General features: G+C 71.5%; 15 protein-coding genes and 1 pseudogene. 3 read left to right on the top strand and 13 right to left on the bottom strand.

The window, feature by feature from the left end; genetic code table 11:
* From JAO81_RS38880 to rimP, 4 genes are all read right to left on the bottom strand, one after another.
* A partial coding sequence (locus tag JAO81_RS38880) for a translation initiation factor IF-2 N-terminal domain-containing protein (RefSeq protein WP_199552724.1) occupies positions 1-918 on the bottom strand: 918 nt, incomplete at its 3' end.
* A gap of 149 nt (positions 919-1,067) precedes the next feature.
* Positions 1,068-1,346, bottom strand: a complete 279-nt coding sequence (locus JAO81_RS38875) for a YlxR family protein (protein ID WP_199552723.1) — start codon at positions 1,344-1,346, stop codon at positions 1,068-1,070.
* Positions 1,347-1,495: 149 nt separating this feature from the next.
* A complete protein-coding gene (gene nusA / locus JAO81_RS38870) occupies positions 1,496-2,482 on the bottom strand; it encodes a transcription termination factor NusA (protein ID WP_199552722.1) in 987 nt (328 codons plus the stop codon).
* A 2-nt stretch (positions 2,483-2,484) separates the two neighbouring features.
* Entirely contained in the window at positions 2,485-3,018 is a 534-nt protein-coding gene (gene rimP / locus JAO81_RS38865; protein WP_199552721.1) for a ribosome maturation factor RimP, read from the bottom strand.
* Positions 3,019-3,261: 243 nt separating this feature from the next.
* Here rimP and JAO81_RS38860 point away from each other — a divergent pair, with 243 nt between their 5' ends.
* The 3 genes from JAO81_RS38860 (at position 3,262) to JAO81_RS38850 (ending at position 5,344) form a co-directional block, all read left to right on the top strand.
* Complete coding sequence (locus tag JAO81_RS38860) at positions 3,262-3,789, top strand: hypothetical protein (protein ID WP_199552720.1); 528 nt, start codon at positions 3,262-3,264, stop codon at positions 3,787-3,789.
* A 60-nt stretch (positions 3,790-3,849) separates the two neighbouring features.
* Positions 3,850-4,323 carry a ferritin-like domain-containing protein gene (locus tag JAO81_RS38855; RefSeq protein ID WP_165335931.1) on the top strand — a complete coding sequence of 158 codons (474 nt, stop codon included), beginning with the start codon at positions 3,850-3,852 and terminating at the stop codon, positions 4,321-4,323.
* A gap of 118 nt (positions 4,324-4,441) precedes the next feature.
* The gene (locus JAO81_RS38850) at positions 4,442-5,344 is read left to right on the top strand and encodes an aminoglycoside phosphotransferase family protein (protein ID WP_199552719.1); all 903 of its coding nucleotides are present in this window, start codon (positions 4,442-4,444) and stop codon (positions 5,342-5,344) included.
* A gap of 98 nt (positions 5,345-5,442) precedes the next feature.
* Here JAO81_RS38850 and JAO81_RS38845 read toward each other — a convergent pair.
* From JAO81_RS38845 to JAO81_RS38805, 9 genes and pseudogenes are all read right to left on the bottom strand, one after another.
* Positions 5,443-7,125, bottom strand: a pseudogene (locus JAO81_RS38845) (proline--tRNA ligase); the annotation flags it as partial.
* 223 nt (positions 7,126-7,348) lie between these two features.
* Positions 7,349-7,891, bottom strand: a complete 543-nt coding sequence (locus JAO81_RS38840; protein WP_199552718.1) for a GNAT family N-acetyltransferase — start codon at positions 7,889-7,891, stop codon at positions 7,349-7,351.
* A 133-nt stretch (positions 7,892-8,024) separates the two neighbouring features.
* The gene (locus JAO81_RS38835) at positions 8,025-8,870 is read right to left on the bottom strand and encodes a DUF4081 domain-containing GNAT family N-acetyltransferase (RefSeq protein WP_199552717.1); all 846 of its coding nucleotides are present in this window, start codon (positions 8,868-8,870) and stop codon (positions 8,025-8,027) included.
* Between the two features lie 768 nt (positions 8,871-9,638).
* Complete coding sequence (gene ispG / locus JAO81_RS38830; RefSeq protein ID WP_199552716.1) at positions 9,639-10,796, bottom strand: flavodoxin-dependent (E)-4-hydroxy-3-methylbut-2-enyl-diphosphate synthase; 1,158 nt, start codon at positions 10,794-10,796, stop codon at positions 9,639-9,641.
* 222 nt (positions 10,797-11,018) lie between these two features.
* Complete coding sequence (locus tag JAO81_RS38825; protein ID WP_199552715.1) at positions 11,019-12,326, bottom strand: RIP metalloprotease; 1,308 nt, start codon at positions 12,324-12,326, stop codon at positions 11,019-11,021.
* The gene (gene dxr / locus JAO81_RS38820; RefSeq protein WP_199552714.1) at positions 12,323-13,606 is read right to left on the bottom strand and encodes a 1-deoxy-D-xylulose-5-phosphate reductoisomerase; all 1,284 of its coding nucleotides are present in this window, start codon (positions 13,604-13,606) and stop codon (positions 12,323-12,325) included. Before dxr ends, JAO81_RS38825 begins: the two co-directional genes overlap by 4 nt.
* Positions 13,607-13,649: 43 nt before the next feature.
* Complete coding sequence (locus JAO81_RS38815; protein ID WP_199552713.1) at positions 13,650-15,572, bottom strand: arabinofuranosyltransferase; 1,923 nt, start codon at positions 15,570-15,572, stop codon at positions 13,650-13,652.
* Positions 15,573-16,104: 532 nt separating this feature from the next.
* A complete protein-coding gene (locus JAO81_RS38810; RefSeq protein WP_199552712.1) occupies positions 16,105-18,042 on the bottom strand; it encodes an acyl-CoA dehydrogenase family protein in 1,938 nt (645 codons plus the stop codon).
* Between the two features lie 150 nt (positions 18,043-18,192).
* A partial coding sequence (locus JAO81_RS38805) for a PQQ-binding-like beta-propeller repeat protein (protein ID WP_199552711.1) occupies positions 18,193-19,418 on the bottom strand: 1,226 nt, incomplete at its 5' end.

Here is a 19,418-nt window from a genome sequence, read left to right as displayed (position 1 = left end):
ACGGGGCCGCGGGGTGCCGGCGGGGGGCCGCTGGGGCATCATGCCGGGGTTCGGACGGTTGCCCCCCCCGGGACGGGGACCGCCGGCACCGGCAGCGCCGCCCTGCGGACGAGGCATGCCGCCCGGGGTCGGACGCGCGCCGCCCTGGCCCTGGGGACGGGGACCGCCCTGGCCGGCGCCCTGCGGACGCGGGCCGCCGGGCGCACCCTGGCCACCGGGACGCGGGGCGCCGCCGGGACGGGGCGCCTGCGGGCGGCCCATGCCGGTGGAACCGCCGGACGTGAAGGGGTTGTTACCCGGACGCGGACCCGCGGGACGACCGCCGGGACGCGGGGCACCCTGGCCCTGCGGACGCGGCGCGCCACCGGGACGCGGGGCGCGCTCGCCCTGACCCTGACCACCCTGACCGGGGGCCGGGCGGGAACCGCCGGGCTTGGGGGCACCGGGACGCGCGGGGCGCTCACCGGCGGGCTTCGGCGCCGCGGGGGCGGCCGGAGGCGCGGTGAATTCCGGTGTGGCCGGCGCGGGCTTGGGCGCCGCGGCCGGCTTGGGTGCTGCGGGGGCGGGACGCGGACCCGGCTGTGCCGGCGCGGGTGCCGCGGGCTTCTCCGCCGCAGGCTTGGGGGTGACCGGCGCGGGCTTCGGCGCGGCGGGACGTGCTGCCCCGGGCGCCGGGGCCGATGCGGCCGGCTTGGCGGAGGCCGGCTTCGGCGCCGCAGGCTTGGCAGGGGGGGGCTTCTTGGGGGGGCCGGCGCCACCCGGGCCCTGCAAGGCGTCAGTCAATTTGCGTACAACGGGCGCCACGATCGACGAGGACGCCGAACGTACGAATTCACCGAGTTCTTGGAGCTTGGCCATGACGACCTTGCTCTCCACTCCGAACTCCTTGGCGAGTTCGTATACCCGGACCTTAGCCACTTCGCTCCTTTTAGGTCCGGGTTACGCCGGACCGTCGCTACTTCATGGGCGTACTCATCGCGTGCTCATCGAGTGCTCATCGCAATCTCGACCTACTTCCAACTCGCGGGGGTACCTGGACCGCACGGGGCTCCGTGCGGCACGTCTTCTTACGGTTGCGCCTGCTCGACATACCGGCGCAGGGCCGCGGTGTCGAGCGGTCCTGCGGCGCGCAGCGCCCTCGGGAACGCCCGGCGGCGGACCGCCGTGTCGATACAGACCAGGGCGGGGTGTACATACGCACCCCGGCCGGGCAGCGTACCGCGCGGGTCGGGGGCGCAGGCGCCCTCGATCAACACGGTCCGCAGCAGATCGTGCTTGGCCGCTCGCTCCCGGCATCCCACACAGGTTCGCTCAGGGCAGGCTCGGGCGTGCGTCCGGCCAGACACCGTTAAGTCTACCTCCCCGCACCGACCTCACCCCTTCGGGGGAAGATTCGAATGGCTATGCGCTTCAATACGGCGCGATCTTTGCGCCGCTGCCGGACTGCCGGCCCGTCCGGGAGAGCAAAGGCTGTAACGCCTCCGCGCCCCGTCGCCTATTCCCCCGACTGCTCCGTGTCCGGCCGGATGTCGATCCGCCAGCCGGTCAGGCGCGCGGCGAGGCGGGCGTTCTGGCCCTCCTTGCCGATGGCGAGCGAGAGCTGGTAGTCGGGGACGGTCACCCGGGCCGAACGGGCCGCCAGGTCCACGACCTCGACCTTGGAGACACGGGCCGGGGACAGCGCGTTGGCCACCATCTCGGCCGGGTCGTCCGACCAGTCCACGATGTCGATCTTCTCGCCGCCGAGCTCGGCCATGACATTGCGCACGCGGCCGCCCATCGGGCCGATGCAGGCACCCTTGGCGTTCAGGCCGGAGCGCGTCGACCGTACGGCGATCTTGGTGCGGTGACCGGCCTCACGGGCGATCGCGGAGATCTCGACGCTGCCGTCGGCGATCTCCGGGACCTCGAGCGCGAAGAGCTTCTTGACCAGGTTCGGATGCGTACGCGAGAGCGTCACGGACGGGCCGCGGACACCCTTGACCACACGTACGACATAGGAGCGCAGGCGCTGGCCGTGCGGGTACTCCTCGCCGGGGACCTGCTCCTGCACCGGCAGGATGGCCTCCAGCTTGCCGATGTCGACCAGGACGTTCTTCGGGTCGCGGCCCTGCTGGACCACGCCCGTGACGATGTCGCCCTCACGGCCGGCGTACTCGCCGAGCGTCGCGTCGTCCTCGGCGTCGCGCAGCCGCTGCAGGATGACCTGCTTGGCGGTGGTCGCGGCGATCCGGCCGAAGCCCGAGGGGGTGTCGTCGAACTCGCGGGCCTCCTGGCCCTCCTCGAGGTCCTCGGCGTCTTCCTTCGCCCACACCGTCACATGGCCGGTGTTCTTGTCCAGTTCCACCCGCGCCCGGCGGCGGCTGCCGTCGGTGCGGTGGTAGGCGATCAGGAGGGCCGACTCGATCGCCTCGACGAGAAGGTCGAAGGAGATCTCCTTCTCCCGGACCAGACCCCGCAGGGCACTCATGTCGATGTCCACGGCTACGCCTCCTTCTTCGCGTCAGCATCAGCGTCGACGTCTGCGTCGTCGACATCTTTGTTCTTGCGGTTGAACTCGATCTCCACGCGCGCCTTGGCGACGGAGTCGAAGGTAAGACGGCGCGAGGTGGGCTTACGGCCCTTCACGCCCGGCACTTCGAGGTCCAGGCCCTCGTCGTCGACCTTCAGGATGCGGGCGATCAGCTCGCCGCCTTCGGTCAGCTGGAACTTCACCAGGCGGCCCGTGGCACGCACATAGTGGCGGTGTTCGGAGAGGGGACGGTCGGCGCCCGGGGAGGTGACCTCCAGGACGTACTCGCCATTGCCCATGGCGTCCGTCTCGTCCAGCTTCTCGGAGATCTCACGGCTCAGCTCGGCACAGGTGTCCAGCTGTACGCCTTCGTCGGAGTCGACCACGACACGCAGCACACGACGCTTTCCGGCGGGAGTCACAGTGATCTCTTCGAGATCCAGATCCTTGGCGCCGACAAGCGGTTCAAGCAGACCGCGCAGCCTTTCGCTCTGGGTGGTGCTCATCCGGGTGACTCCTCGGCCGCGTGTGCTGTTGTGGGTTTCTCGCGTGTCAGGTCAAAGGGTATCCGGTCGCGGGGTGTGTTGCTGTCCACCGGGTGGCTGCACCCGGGCGCTGTTGGGGGCATCACCGGCGCCGTGGGGTGTCCCGCTCACCGGTCCCGAACCCTTGCGCGGGTACGGTGATCACTGCCTCGCACTCCGAGGAACCACCGCCCCCGCACCTTGACCGCCCCGAGGACGTCTGCCGTGCCGTACGACGAACCCCTCCCCCGGCCCGCCCGTACCGGGCCGCGCCGCAGGAGTCTGCTGACCGGGGCCGTGACGGCCGCGGGTGCCGCACTGCTCGCCGCCTGCTCGGACGACGGCTCGGACACCGGCCTGCCGGGTGCGGGGGGCCCGCGGCCGGGCGCCGCGCAGGTGCGGGCCACGACCGCCAAGGACAGCTCCGGACTGCCCGCCGAGTACGAGGCGGCGATCGCCGCGCATCCCGTGCTCGCGGACCGGCTCGGGCCGTTGCGCGACAACGTGCTGGCGCATCTCAAAGCGCTCGGCGGCGCACCGAAGGCGAGCCCGAGTCCCGCGCGGAGCGCGCCCGTTCAGGCACCGCTCGGCGAGAAGGTGACCCTGCGCCGCCTGGCCGACGCCGAACGGGCACTGGCCGACAGCCGGCGCGGTGCGCTGGCCGACCTGCCCGGTGAGGACGCCAGGCTGCTCGCGTCGGTCGCGGCCGCCGGAGACGTACACGCGTATCTGCTGGGTGAGGCGGGGCGATGAGCAGGGTCGAGCTGAGCGAGGCGGGGCGATGAGCAGGAACGAGCTGAGCGAGGCAGGGCGATGAGCGACAGCGACAAGACCGCGGAGCTCGCCGCGTACCAGGCGGCGCTGCGGGCCGAGCACGCGGCGGTCTACGGGTACGGAGTCGTCGGCGGGCGGATCCGGGAAGGGCGCAGGGACGAGGCGCGGGCCGCGTACGACGCGCACCGTTCGCGGCGGGACGAACTGCAGCGCACGCTGCGCGATCTCGGCGCCCTGCCGGAGCAGGCGGCGGCCGCGTACGCGCTGCCGTTCCCGGTGCCGGACTCGGCGGCCGCGACCCGGCTCGCGGCGGAGCTCGAGGACAAAATCGCGGGTGTGTACGCCGATGTCGTACGGGCCACCGAAGGCGAACGCCGGCGGTCCGCGGCGGACGCGCTGCGCGAGGCGGCGGTCCGTGCGGTGCGGTGGCGGGGCGGCAGCGTAGCCTTCCCTGGTCTCGCGGAACGGTCGGTGCCGGCCGCGGGGGCCACGGCGACGAAGCCGCGGACTTGAGTTTTCACGGGGGCGGTAGGGGGCGGCAAGGGGGCCGCCCGGCAAGTGCGCGTTGCGGGCCGCAGACTTGAGAGGCGGCTGCGGGCCGCACACAGCAGGGCGAAAGGACAACTGGCGCATGGCTTTCGAAGCGCCGACACGGCTGGTACGGGCGCTCGGCGAGAGCGTCCGGGAGGCCGACGACGGCTGGCTCGACGCACTGCCGCAGCTCTTGGAGACGGCCGTCTCCGAGGGCGGACTCACAGTGGAGCGGCTGCTGTTGCGGGGCGCCCGCGGGGGTCTGGTGGCACTCGTCCGCGCCGCCGCGGCCCCCCCCGCGCCGCCCAACCTGGCGCCGCCCGGGTCGCGTCCGGCGGCCGAGGCCGCGGCGCTCACGCACTGGGACGGGCACGGGGCGGCGCGGCTGTTGACCCCTGCCGACCAGGCCGCTTCCGGGATGCTGCTCGAACGTCTCCATGCCGATATGTCGGTACGTTCGCTGCCCGAGGCCAAGTCGATGCTGGAGGCGGCCGGTGCGCTGCGCCGGCTGTGGGTGGAGCCGCCGGCGTTCCCGTTCGAGACCGTGGCGGAGCGGACCGGGCGGCAGGCCGAGGCGATGCGCGCGGGCCTGACGCCGGGCGATCCGGTGGAGCCGCTGGTCACGGAGGCCCTCGCGGCCCGCGACGAGCTCCTTGCCGCGCCGCCTCAGGAGCGGCTCCTGCACGGCACGTTCCGGCAGAGCAAGGTGCTCTCGGCCGAGCGGATGCCGTGGCTGGCGGTCGGGCCCGATCCGGTGGTCGGTGAGTGCGCCTTCGATCTGGCGCGGCTTGTGCGGGACCGGGTCGAGGACGTGGTCGGGTCGCCCTCGGGTTCGTCGATCACCCGGCGCCGGGTCAAGCGCCTCGCGGAGTCCCTTGACGTGGACGCGACGCGCCTGCGGGGCTGGACCCTGTTCCGGGCCGTGGAGTCCGGGGTGCGGGCCCGGCGGGTGGGCCGCGTGGCTGACTCGGAGCTTTTGCTGGAGTTCGCGGCCTGGTTGTAGCCCCCTCCGTGTGCGGACGCAGTCCCCTCCCGCCCGGGGGCCGAAGCCCTTTCCAGGCTATCGGCGCCCACTGACAACGCCGGTGGAACAGACACAGGGCGGGCCACGGCCTCCGCCACCGAAAGCTCCTCGCGCTCACCGGTGCGGCGGTCCTTGAGCTCGACGACGCCCTCGGCCGTGCGGCGGCCGGCCACCAGGATCTTGGGTACGCCGATCAGCTCGGCGTCCGTGAACTTCACGCCCGGCGAGACGCCCGCGCGGTCGTCGACCAGGACCCGCAGGCCCTTCTCCTTCAGCTGCTCGGAGACCTCGAGCGCCAGCTCGATCTGCGCGGCCTTGCCCGCGGCGACCACATGCACGTCGGCGGGGGCGACCTCGGCGGCCCAGCACAGGCCCTTGTCGTCGGCGGACTGCTCGGCGAGCGCGGCGACGGCACGCGAGACGCCGATGCCGTACGAACCCATCGTCACGCGGACCGGCTTGCCGTTCTGGCCGAGTACGTCGAGCTGGAAGGCGTCGGCGTACTTGCGGCCGAGCTGGAAGATGTGGCCGATCTCGATGGCGCGGTCCAGCTTGAGGCCGGTGCCGCAGGAGGGGCAGGGGTCGCCTTCCTGGACCACCACGACGTCGACGTAGCCGTCGACCTCGAAGTCACGGCCCGCGACGACGTGCTTCGCGTGCTTGCCCTCCTTGTTGGCGCCCGTGATCCACGAGGTGCCGGGGGCGATGCGCGGGTCGGCGAGATAGGTGAGCTTCTCCAGGCCCTGCGGGCCGACGTATCCCCGTACGAGATCGTCGCGGCCCTGGAAGTCCTCGGCCGTCACCAGCTCGACGGCGGCCGGTGCGAAGTGCGCCTCGACCTTGTCCATGTCGACCTCGCGGTCGCCCGGGACGCCGATGGCGACGATCTCGCCGTCGACCTTGACCAGGAGGTTCTTCAGGGTCGCGGAGGCCTCGACGCCGAGGTGCGCCGCGAGGGTCTCGATGGTCGGGGTGTCGGGGGTGTCCAGCTCCTCGACCGCGGGGACGCCGTCGGCGTCGACCGGCTTGAGCGGGTACGTGATCGCCTCGGTGTTCGCCGCGTAGTCGCAGTGCGGGCAGTCGGCGAAGGTGTCCTCGCCGGCCGCGGCCGGGGCGAGGAACTCCTCGGACTTGGAGCCGCCCATCGCGCCGGCGGTCGCGGCGCAGATGCGGTAGTCGAGGCCCAGGCGCTCGAAGATCTTCTGGTACGCGGCGCGGTGCAGCGCGTACGACTCGGCGAGGCCCTCGTCGGCGGTGTCGAAGGAGTACGAGTCCTTCATCAGGAACTCGCGGCCGCGCAGCACACCGGCGCGGGGGCGGGCCTCGTCGCGGTACTTGGTCTGGATCTGGTAGAGGATGACCGGCAGGTCCTTGTAGGACGAGCACTGGTCCTTCACCAGCTGCGTGAAGATCTCCTCGTGCGTCGGGCCGAGCAGATAGTCCGCGCCCCTGCGGTCCTTGAGACGGAACAGCTCGGCGCCGTACTCCTCCCAGCGGCCGGTCGCCTCGTAGGGCTCCTTGGGAAGGATGGCCGGGAGCAGCACTTCCTGGGCGCCGACGGCGTCCATCTCCTCGCGCACGATGCGCTCGACGTTGGAGAGCACCTTCAGGCCGAGCGGCAGCCAGGACCAGACGCCCGCGGCCGTGCGGCGGACGTAGCCGGCGCGGACGAGCAGCTTGTGGCTCAGGACCTCGGCGTCCGCCGGGTCGTCGCGCAGTGTCTTGATCATCAATTTCGACATGCGCGTGACCTGGGCCATGGTTCTGCTCTCCTGCGGGTTTTTTCGTGGGTGTGCGTCGGAGGTTATGGGTGTGCCTCGGAGGTTATCCGGGCGCGGGGGGTCGGCGGTAATCCGATTCGGGTTCACCGGTCCGCTCGGTGCGCTCGGCTCGGCGTCGCGTGCCCGCATCTCGGTGTCGGTGCGCTCGGCTCGGTGTCGGTGCGCTCGGCTCTCCGTCAGCGTCGGTGCGCTCGGCTCTGCGTCAGCGCGCTCGCCGCAAGGGCAGCGGGGCGCCCATCACCGCGTACGGCTTGGGGGCGCTGGGGAAGAGGACCTGGCGGGCCAGGTCCTCGTAGCCGAGGGAGCGGTACAGGCCGCGGGCCGGGCTCTCCCAGTCGATCGCCGAGAGGATCGAGCGGGGCTGGGCCGCCGCGTCGGTGATCGTGGTGATCAGGGTGCGGCCGATGCCCTGGTTCTGGTGGCCGGGGTCGACGTGGAGTTCGGTGATGACGAAGGAGTCGTCGAGCCAGAAGTCGAGGTCGCGGCTGCGCAGATACGGCTCGACGACGGTGGACCACCAGTGGCTGCGGTCGTTGGGCATCCCGTAGACGAAGCCGACCAGACGGTCGTCGGGGGTGGTCGCGCCGAGTGCTCTGGCACCGGGGTAGCTGAGGTGGCGCAGCACGATCTGGCGGCGTACCGCGATCTCGTCGTCGCTGAGCCCGAAGGCCCGGGCCTGGACGGCGAGCGCCTCGTCGACCCGCAGCGCGAGGTCGACGGCCCCGATCACGACGTCGTCTGTCATGCGGGAACCCTAACGCCCGGCGGCCGCGGTCAGAACAGCTTGTTGCCCGAAAGCCCGCTGCTGAGGGGCTGGTTCGGGGGCGGCTTCAGGGGCGCGTTCAGGATCGGGTCCAGGGGCGCGTTCAGGATCGGGTTCAGAACAGCACGCTCATGAAGGCGCCGACCTCCTGGAAGCCGACCTTGCGGTACGCGGCCCGTGCGGGGGTGTTGTAGTCGTTGACGTAGAGGCTGACGACGGGGGCGACGTCGGCGAGCGCATAGCGCAGGACCGCCGCCATGCCCGTGATCGACAGGCCGCGGCCGCGGTGGGCGGGGTCGACCCAGACGCCCTGGATCTGGCAGGCGGTGGGGGTCGCGGCGCCGATCTCGGCCTTGAAGACGACCTTGCCGTCCTCGATCCGGGCGAAGGCCCGTCCGGCGCCGACGAGTTCGGCGACGCGCGCCTGGTAGAGCAGTCCGCCGTCGCCGGCGAGCGGCGAGACGCCGACCTCCTCGGTGAACATGGCCACGCACGCCGGCATGATCACGTCCATTTCGTCCTTACGGATCCGGCGGACGTACGGGTCGGGGGCGATGTCGTCGGGCATGCGGTCCGTGACCATCAGGGGTTGGTGGCCGCGGACTTCGCGGGCCGGGCCCCAGCTGGGTTCGAGCAGCTTCCACAGGAGCGCCGTGGAGTCGGCCGGGCCGACGATCGAGGAGCAGCGGCGGCCGGCCCTGCGGGCGCGGTCGGCGAAGGCGCGGATGGCTTCGGGGCCCGCGCAGATGGGGACGAGGTTGGCGCCCGCGTAGCAGAGGGAGCGCAGCTTGCCGCCCTCGTACCAACCCCACATCTCGCCGCCGAGGCGCCAGGGGTCGAGGCCCGCGGCATGGACCCGGCTGGTGACGAAGGCGTTGTGCACGGGCTCGCGCTCCAGGATCTCGAGCGCGGCGTCGAGATCGCCGGGTTCGAGGACCCTGGTGGTGGTCTGGGTCAACACTGTTCGCGGAAGCCTCACCGTACGGATTGCGGATCTCCGCACTGTACCTGGGCTGCTTGTGGGTTGCCCCTTGCGTTTCCGGCCCCGGTCCGTGGGGGCCTTGGGGCTCCCGCCCCGAGCTGCTCCGTCGCTCCGCGACGGGGTTCCCGGCGGGGCTGGCGCCCCCCCCCCCCTCCGGCCCCCCCCCCCCGCGCGGGGAGGGGTTCCGGCCGGGGCTGACGCCCCGCCCCCCCTCGGGCCACCGCTCCGCGGCACCCCTCTCCGGGGGCTGCGCCCCCTGGGCCCCCCGGCTCCGCCGCTCCGCGGCGGGAATTACGCGGCTGACGCCCTCCGGCCGCTCCACCGCTCCACCGCTCCACGACGGGAATTCCGGGGGCTGACACCCCCAAGCCGCTCCGCGGCAGGAAATTCCAGGGCTGACGCCCCCCAGACCGCTCCGCCGCTCCGCGACGGAATGGGTCGAGCGCGTCGCTCCGCGACAGAATGTGGACGCAGGTGCGGGCAGTGACGCCCGCCCAACGTTGGCGCAGTCGCGGGCAATGACGCCCACCCAACGTAGACACAGGCGCCGGGCAATGACGCCCACCCAACGCAGGCGCAGGTGCGGGCAGCACGCCGCCCACCCGCCGGCCCGTTCCCACCGCCCGGAACACACCAACGCCCCGCAGGACCACATCCCACGGGGCGTAAGCGGAGAACGGAGAGCAGAGAACGGAGAGCAAAAAGCCGAGAGCAGAAAGCCGAGAGGAGAGAGCAGAAAGCCGAGCGTCAGCCCGCGATCGAGACCGACGGCTCGCCCGACGGAATGCCGTCCTTCTCCATCTGTTCCGCGATCTTCAGCGCCTCCTCGATCAGGGTCTCCACGATCTTCGACTCGGGGACGGTCTTGATGACCTCGCCCTTGACGAAGATCTGGCCCTTGCCGTTGCCGGAGGCGACGCCGAGGTCGGCCTCGCGGGCCTCGCCCGGGCCGTTGACGACGCAGCCCATGACCGCGACGCGCAGCGGGACCTCCATGCCTTCGAGACCTGCGGTCACCTCGTCCGCGAGCTTGTAGACGTCGACCTGGGCGCGGCCGCAGGACGGGCAGGAGACGATCTCCAGACGGCGCTGCTTGAGGTTCAGGGACTCCAGGATCTGCAGGCCGACCTTGACCTCCTCGGCCGGGGGTGCGGACAACGAGACGCGGATCGTGTCGCCGATGCCCTCGGAGAGCAGCGCGCCGAAGGCCACGGCCGACTTGATGGTGCCCTGGAAGGCGGGGCCCGCCTCGGTGACGCCGAGGTGCAGCGGGTAGTCGCACTGAGCGGCGAGCTGGCGGTAGGCGTTGATCATCACGACCGGGTCGTTGTGCTTGACCGAGATCTTGATGTCCTGGAAGCCGTGCTCCTCGAAGAGCGAGGCCTCCCACAGGGCCGACTCGACGAGCGCCTCGGGGGTCGCCTTGCCGTACTTCTTCAGCAGGCGCGCGTCCAGCGAACCGGCGTTGACGCCGATGCGGATCGGGGTGCCGTGGTCCTTCGCCGCCTGGGCGATTTCCTTGACCTTGTCGTCGAACTGCTTGATGTTGCCCGGGTTCACGCGGACCGCCGCGCAGCCCGCCTCGATCGCCGCGAAGACGTACTTCGGCTGGAAGTGGATGTCCGCGATCACCGGGATCTGCGACTTGCGCGCGATCGTGGCGAGCGCGTCCGCGTCGTCCTGCGTCGGGCAGGCGACGCGCACGATCTGGCAGCCGGACGCGGTGAGCTCGGCGATCTGCTGCAGCGTGGCGCCGATGTCCGAGGTGCGCGTCGTGGTCATCGACTGCACCGAGACAGGGGCGTCACCGCCGACTGCCACGGTGCCGACCTGGATCTGCCGCGAGCGACGGCGCTCGGCGACAGTGACCGGCACGGACGGCATTCCCAGAGAAATCGCAGTCATCTGCTGTGCAACCCCAAGGTGTGGAGGTGTGGATCATGGTCCCGGGATGGGCGGGCTCCAGCGTTCGAGATTACGCCACGGCCGGTGGGCCGGGCACATCGCCGTGGGCTGCGCCACCCGCCCGGGGCGACGAACAGGAGCCCCCGGACGCCCCGGGATACCCCAGCCCTCTTGATGCCCGGCCCCCCACCATCTTCGGAGGCCGCCGTGAACTGCACGTGATCAGCTGATGGTGACCGGGTTGACGATGTCGGCCACCAGTACGAGCAGCGTGAAGCAGATGAAGATTCCGGCCACCACATAGGCGACGGGCATCAGCTTCGCGACGTCGAACGGACCCGGGTCGGGCCGCTTGAACAGCCTGGCCAGCTTCCGCCGCAGCGACTCCCACAGCGCACCCGCGATATGACCGCCGTCGAGCGGCAGCAGCGGGAGCATGTTGAACAGGAACAGGGAGAGGTTGAAGCCCGCGACCAGGAACAGCATCATCGCGATCTGGTTCTCCGGCGGGATGTCCAGGGTGAACACCTCGCCGCCGACGCGGGCCGCGCCGACCACGCCCATCGGGGAGTCCTGCTTGCGCTCCCCGTCGCCGAAGGCGGCGTCCCACAGGTCGGGGATCTTGGAGGGCAGGGCGATGAGCGATTCGACGCCGTTCTGCATCATCTCGCCCATACGGTCCACGGATTCACCGAAGGACTGCTCGACGATGCCGGACGCGGGCGTGAAGCCGAGGAAGCCGGCGTCCACGTACTTGCCCTCGACGTAGCCGCCGTCGCCGTCGGTCTTGCTGACCTGGTTCTTGATCAGGGTGGCGTGCAGATCCTTCTTCGCGCCGTCCCGCTCGACCGTGATGGTGGCCGGGCCGATCGTGTCGCGGATCTTGGACTGCAGCGCCGACCACTCGTTCACGGGGACACCGTTGAACGCGACGATCTTGTCGCCGGCCTTGAGGCCCGCGGCCTTGGCGGGGGTCTCCTTGTCGGTCTTGCGGCAGGTGTCGCGCTTGGCGCTCTCGCTCGCCGTGATCACACAGTCGGAGACCCTGCTGACCGTGGTCGTCTGCTCGCTCCACCCGAAGGTCATCAGGACGCCGAGGAAGATCGCGACGGCCAGGATCAGGTTCATGAACGGCCCGGCGAACATCACGATGACGCGCTTCCAGGGCTTGCGCGTGTAGAAGAGCCGCGTCTCGTCGCCCGGCTTCAGCTCCTCGAAGGCGGCCGACCGCGCGTCCTCGATCATTCCGCGCCACGGCGACGTGGACCGCGCCTCGAGCTTCCCGTCGGGGCCCGGCGGGAACATGCCGATCATGCGGATGTAGCCGCCGAGCGGAATGGCCTTGATGCCGTACTCGGTCTCGCCCTTGTTACGGGACCAGATGGTCGGCCCGAAGCCCACCATGTACTGCGGTACGCGGATCCCGAACAGCTTGGCCGTGGAGAGATGCCCCAGCTCGTGCCAGGCGATCGAGAAGAGCAGCCCGATCACGAAGACGACTATGCCGAGGATCATCATCAAGGTCGTCATGCACGAGCCTCCGCGGTCGCCTGGTTGTTCTCCGTACGGGAGGTGAGTCCCGCCAGTTCACGGGCCCGGGCGCGTGCCCAGGTCTCCGCATCGAGGACGTCCGCGACGGTCAGGGAAGTTCCCGATCGGGGTGTGCCGTGTTCGGCGACGACCTCCGTGACGGTCTCCATGATCCCGTTGAACGGCAGTGAGCCCTTGAGAAAGGCCTCCACGCACTCCTCGTTGGCGGCATTGAACACCGCCGGAGCCGTGCCCGCGAGCTCCCCCACATGCCGGGCGAGCCCCACCGACGGGAAGGCCTCGGTGTCGAGCGGGAAGAACTCCCAGCTGGACGCCTTGGTCCAGTCGAAGGCGGGCGCGGCCTCGGGGATGCGCTCGGGCCAGCCGATGCCGATCGCGATCGGACCGCTCATGTCGGGCGGGGTGGCCTGGGCGAGGGTCGAGCCGTCGGTGAACTCGACCATCGAGTGCACGCAGGACTGCGGGTGGACGACGACCTCGATGCGGTCGAAGGGGATGTCGTAGAGCAGATGGGCCTCGATGACTTCGAGTCCCTTGTTGACGAGCGTCGCGCTGTTGACCGTGATCACCGGGCCCATGGCCCAGGTCGGGTGCGCGAGCGCGTCCTCGGGGGTGACGTTCGCGAGCTCCGCCTTCGTGCGGCCGCGGAAGGGGCCGCCGGACGCGGTCACAACGAGCTTGCGGACGTCGGCGCGGGTGCCGGCGGCGAGCGCCTGGAACAGGGCCGCGTGCTCGGAGTCGACCGGAATGATCTGCCCCGGCTTGGCGAGCGCCTTGACCAGCGGGCCGCCGACGATCAGCGACTCCTTGTTGGCGAGCGCGAGGGTGCGGCCCGCTTCGAGGGCGGCGAGGGTCGGGGCGAGTCCGATGGAGCCCGTGATGCCGTTGAGCACGGTGTGGCAGGCGGACGCGGCGACTTCGGTGGCCGCGTCGGGGCCGGCCAGGATCTCGGGGAGCGCGTCGGTGCCGTACTGCGCCTCCAGCGCTTCGCGGAGCGCTGGCACGGCCGCTTCCTGCGCGACCGCGACCGTCTTCACACGCAGCTTCCTGGCCTGCTCCGCGAGGAGTCCGACCCGGCCGCCGTTCGCGGACAGGGCCGTGACCTGGAACCGGTCCGGGTTGCGCAGGACGAGGTCGACGGCCTGCGTGCCGATCGAGCCGGTGGAGCCGAGGATCGCGAGCTCACGTGCTCCGTCTTCGATGGAGACGGGATCGAAGACGAGATGCGGATCGGCGAGGGGGGCTGGGCTGTCGCTCATTCCCCCATTGTTGCCCCATCGCCTGTGGTCCCAGGACCGGGTGTCACCTTTCCCCTACGTATGGATCACTTCCTTCCGGACGCACGGCTGCCTTCTCCGCCCCCTTCTTGCGGGCGAGCACGGTGTACGGGCCGACGTCCCGGCGCGCGAAGTCCCGCGAGGAGAAGAGCACGGCGGGCAGTGACGTGGGCAGGCCGATGCGGTTGGGCTGGTGCGGGTAGTTGTCGCGCCCGAGGTCGATCGCGTACGCGTGCGGGGGCTTGTCCGCGTGCGGGATCTCGTCTGTGTGCGGGGGCTTGTCCGTGTGCGGGGCGCGCCGCAGGACGAACACATCGGGTGCGTCGTACGGGCCGTGGTCGAGGCGGGCCGTGAAGGCGGCGGGGTCGGTGAGGCGGGACCAGGCCCGGACCTCCTCGGTGCGGCCCGCGAAGTCGGCGAGCGGGTGGGCGTAGACGGGTTCGGCGGTGAGGTAGCCGTGGTAGGCGGCGCCGGACATGAGGCGCCAGTTGTCGGTGAGGACGGTCAGCTCCTGGGCCGGGCGGCCGGTCTCCCGTGCGATGGTGCGGATGAGGTCGGCGGGCGGGCGCGGTCCGTAGGCGGTGTCGAACTCGTGGCGCAGCGCGTCCGGGACGCTCTGGACGGCGCTGAGGGCGAGCACCGCCGCGGCGGTGGCCACCGCCGCGGGCCGGACCCGTTCGCGTCGCCACCGCAGCGCCTCGGCCGCGGCGAGTACGCCCGAGGCGTACAGCGCGGCGAAGAGCACGGGGTGGACGCGGAAGGACAGCAGGCTCGCCCCGAGCAGGACCGCCAACTGGCTGAGCAGGCACCACAGATAGCAGGCGGCGACGAGGGTGAGCAGGGCGCGGGCGAGCACGTCGCGGTGGGCGCGGGCGAGCAGCCAGACGGTGCCGGCCAGGCAGAGCGCGCCGGTGGCGGAGGGCTCGGTCATCGGCAACGGGAAGGACGTCTGCTGGACGGGGATGTACCGCAGGGCGGGGTTGGGCGGCATCCCGGCGGGGAGCGCGGCGGCCAGATAGGGGCCCCAGACGATCAGCGCGAGCGGCAGGGCGACGGCCGCCACCGAACTCAGCCTGAGCAGCAGGGCGCGCGGTCCGCGGCGGCGCAGGAGTGTGAGGGCCATGAGGGCCAGGGCGAAGGCCCAGAACGCGGCGAGCAGGGTGTAGGTGAGCGCGGCGATCCCCAGGTAGAGCCCGCAGCCGGCCAGTACGGCGCGCGGGGCGCGGCGGGACGCCAGAGCGCGGTGGGCGAGCACGGCGAGGGGCGGCATGGGGGCGGCGACGATCCACGCGTACGGCTCGTGCACACCGAACGCGGGGGCCTGGAACGCGCTCAGCAGCGTCGCCACGGCGAGCGGCAGGGCGAGGCGCGGCGTCACGATCCGGGACCAGAGCCCGTAGGCGAGCGCCGTACCGAGCGCCACCGTGGCGATCGCGGCCGGTTTGTACGCGGTCCAGCCCTCGGCGCCCGCGAGGTGCGCGGCACGTCCGGTGAGCCAGAACCAGGCGGGCGGGTACAGCGGGGGCAGCCCGTCGAAGGTGACGTCCGCGAGCCCGGCCTCGGTGGCGTACCGCGTCACGTACTGCGTACGGAACTGGTTGTCGCTGGTGAGCCCGCCGAGGAACAGCGGGGTGCCGTGCAGGGGCAGAGCGAGGATGCAGCCGGCCAGGGCCCCGAGAAGGGGGTACGCGGCGAGGCCTGGCCGCCCGCGCAGAGTGAGCCGGGCGAGGGCGGCCAGGAGGACGGTGGTCGTGGTGGCCGTGGCGACGGTGTCGGCGCGGGTGGGCTCGGCGACGGGGAAGCGGGCGGCGGCGAACTGGACGGCGAGGGCGGCCAGTACGGCGAGCGTGGCGCCGAGCGCGAGCCCTGGCCCGCGACGGGGGCGGGCGGCGGGCGTGACCGGGGCGGGTCCCTCGGCCGTACGGGGGCGGGGCGCGAGAAGGGTCATGTCCCGGTGAACGAAGCGGAGTTGGCGGTCCACACGCCCCTCACCGCCATTTCCCGGACGGTTCGCCTGCCGGTCACTCCCCCCTCATCCGCGTTCCGCGCGCCGGGCCGATGATGCGATGGCCGGTACGGCCCGCTTGCTCACGCGGTCGCCGGACGGGCACCTCCCGACAGAAAAGCGCAGGCCACAGGGGCACGGCAAGGCACTCCGCACCATGTCGAGGGCATGCCGGTCGAACTATGCCCGGGCCGGACGTGCGAGGTCGCGCGCGCCCTCAAGCCCGGCGGGCGGGCGTTCATCACCGTCCCCTCGCGTGGCCATGAGCACTACGGCCAGGACTGCCGGCGCTACTGCCCCGACCCTGGTGCGCGCCTTCAGCCGGCTGTACGCCGACCACGTGGGCGGTCTCCGGGAGGTGCCGAGACCGAAGGCCCGCCGCGCGCGAGCGGGCCCGCCCACGAGCGGGCCCGGCGCGAAGGTCAAGGTGCCTCGACCCGCCCCTGCCACCAAGTCCCTTCCCTGTCGGGGGACTTCAGCGGATCGGCCGGTGCACGTTGTCCAGCTTCGACGGGCCCGGGGTCGCGTCCGCGATCCAGGGGCCGTCACCGCTCAGATCGACGATGCCCTCTTCCAGCCAGCCGTACGTGCCGGACAGGACGCCCTTGACCACCTTGTGGTCCAGGTCGTCGGTGTTGCTCCACAGGCGGTTGAAGAGTTCGTCGACGCGGATGCGGGACTGGCGGCAGAAGACGTCGGCCAGTTGGTAGGCCTCGCGGCCGTAGTCCTCGGTGGTGCGCAGGAGTTCGGCCCGTACGCAGGCCGCGCTCATCGCGAAGAGCTCCGCGCCGATGTCGACGATCCGGCCCAGGAAGCCCTGTTTGGTCTCCATCCGGCCCTGCCAGCGCGACATCGCGTAGAACGTGGAGCGCGCGAGCTTGCGCGAGGCGCGTTCGACGAAACGCAGATGCGCGGACAGGTCGGCGTGCCCCTCCGGGTGGAACTCGCCGTACGTACGCGGAAGTTGTCCCGGTCCGGCGACCAGCTTCGGCAGCCAGCGGGCGTAGAAACCGCCGGCCTTCGCGCCGGCCTTCGCCTTGTCGGAGAGGGATTTCTCCGGGTCGATGAGATCGCCGGCGACCTTGAGGTGGGCGTCCACGGCCTCGCGGGCGATGAGCAGATGCATGATCTCCGTGGAGCCCTCGAAGATCCGGTTGATACGGAGGTCGCGCAGGACCTGTTCGGCGGGGACGGCCCGTTCGCCGCGGGCCGCGAGGGACTCCGCGGTCTCGAAGCCGCGGCCGCCGCGGATCTGGACCAGTTCGTCGGCGATCAGCCAGGCCATCTCCGAGCCGTACAGCTTGGCGAGCGCGGCCTCGATCCGGATGTCGTTGCGGTCCTCGTCGGCCATCTGGGAGGAGAGGTCGAGGACGGCTTCGAGGGCGAAGGTCGTCGCGGCGATGAAGGAGATCTTCGCGCCGACCGCTTCGTGGTGCGCGACCGGCTTGCCCCACTGCTCGCGCTCCCCCGCCCACTCCCGCGCGATCTTCAGGCACCACTTGCCCGCGCCCACGCACATGGCGGGGAGCGACAGACGGCCGGTGTTGAGGGTCGTCAGCGCGATCTTGAGGCCGGCGCCCTCGGGGCCGATACGGCTCGACGCGGGGACGCGGACCTGGTGGAAGCGGGTGACACCGTTCTCCAGGCCGCGCAGGCCCATGAACGCGTTGCGGTGCTCGACGGTGACGCCCTCGGCGGCGGCCTCCACGACGAAGGCCGTGATCCCGCCCTTGTGGCCCTCGGACTTGGGGACGCGGGCCATGACCACGAGCAGGTCGGCGACCACTCCGTTCGTGGTCCACAGCTTCACGCCGTCGAGGACGTAGTCCTCGCCTTCGGGGGTCGCGGTGGTGGCGAGGCGGGCCGGGTCCGAGCCGACGTCCGGTTCCGTGAGCAGGAAGGCGGAGATGTCGGTGCGGGCCAGGCGCGGCAGGAAGGTGTCCTTCTGCTCCTGCGTCCCGAAGATCTTCAGCGGCTGCGGCACCCCGATCGACTGATGCGCGGAAAGCAGCGCGCCGAGGGCCGGGTTGGCGGAGCCCACCATGGCGAGGGCTTTGTTGTAGTAGACCTGCGTCAGGCCGAGCCCGCCGTACTTCGTGTCGATCTTCATGCCGAGCGCGCCGAGCTCCTTGAGCCCGTTGATCACCTCGTCCGGGATCTTCGCCTCGCGCTCGATCCGCGCCCCGTCGATCTTCGTCTCGCAGAAGTCCCGCAGCTTGGCGAGGAATTCCTCACCCCGCTGGGCGTCCTCGTCGGCGGGCATCGGGTGCGGATGGACCAGGTCGAGGCGGAAGCGGCCGAGGAACAGTTCCTTGGCGAAGCTGGGCTTGCGCCAGTCCTGCTCGCGGGCGGCCTCGGCGACTTGGCGGGCCTCGCGCTCACTCACGGACGGTTTCGGTTGTGCTGCGCTCATCCAGGCTCACCTCGCCGCGAAGAAGGCTTCCGGGTCGATTGACCCGATCTTGCCCTGGTCGGTTACTGGCTGGTGCTACTGGATCGTTGGTACCCGATTCGTCCCCTGTCCACCAGTCCTCGCGCAGCGATCGGCCTCCGGGGCGGTGTCTCAGGCGCCGTCGAGCGGAAGCACGGTGAGGGTGGTGCCACGGCTGATGTACAGACGGTTCCTGTCGGCCATGTAGCGGATCGCGCCGGTGGGTTCACTGGGCATCGTGTACGTCCAGGCCGTCTTCATCGTCCTGGGGTCCACGGCGATGGCCGCGAAATCCGCGGTCTCCGCGAGCGGCGGAAAGAGGTACTTCCCGGCCGGATACGGCGGCATCGCGGGCGGCGGGGCCAGCGGGACCGTCGACTTCCAGCGCCAGGAGGTCCCCTTGCGGGCCCGCTTGCGTGTACCGCGCTTGACCACCCACATCTCGCGGCCCAGGAAGGCCATGAACAGCTCGTCCCCGTCGATGGTCGCCGCACCGTAGTTGGTCCGGCCCTTCTGCTCCTCCCGCAGGCCCTGCTCCGCTTCCTCCGGATCGACGCTCCACACCGTGCGTCCGGTCGCGATGTCCAGGACCAGACAGCCGCGGCCGCTGATCACGACGGTCCGGTGGTCGGTGGCGATGGCCCGGCGGGCGTCGCCGGTGAACGGATCGACATAGGTGTGGTCGGTGGCGAGTTCGCGCCGCCACAGCGGCTTTCCCGTCGCGGTGCGGTACGCGGTGACCGCGTCGGTCTCCAGGAGCACGGCGTAGCGGTCGTCGCCCGACATGTGCCCGATACGGGCCGGGCTGCGGCCCAGGGAGCGGCGCCAGATCACCTTGCGGTCCTTGACGTCGTACGCGACGAGACCCCGGTCGAGTTCCTCGGGCGGTGTCTCCGGATCGGCGCCGGGGGCGTGGCCCATGACGATGACGAGGCGGTCGCCGCTGCCGATGATGGGCAGCAGCATCCGGCGCGGGTCCAGGCCGAGCGGTCCGGAGATCCAGGTGCGTCCGTCGGCCGCCTCGATCACCGCGAGCCGGCCGTCGGGCTCGTCGGTGGGCTGGACGACGGCTCCGGCGCAGGGGATCGGGGCCGAGCCGACGCCGGCGCGGGCGGTCCAGCGGGCGGTGCCGCTCTTGGCGTCGATGCCGATCACGGTGCCCTCGGCGGCGCCGGCGGCGAGCACGAGGTCGCCGAACGGCAGCGCCGGTACGTACACCTTGTCGCTGAGGTCTCCTCGGTACGTCCACAGCGGCTGCGGCGCACCGCCCGTGTCGCGGGACGGCGAGCTCCGGCCCGGCTTCGGGGCAGGACCGCCGACCGGTCCGGAGCCGTCCTTGGCGGCCCACCAGGCGGCGC

Origin of the sequence: Streptomyces sp. N35, from assembly GCF_016464295.1 — a bacterium.
In the GTDB taxonomy this organism is placed as follows: domain Bacteria; phylum Actinomycetota; class Actinomycetes; order Streptomycetales; family Streptomycetaceae; genus Streptomyces.
The sequence above is the reverse complement of the archived record's forward strand: the minus strand, read 5'-3'. Positions and strand labels throughout refer to the sequence as shown.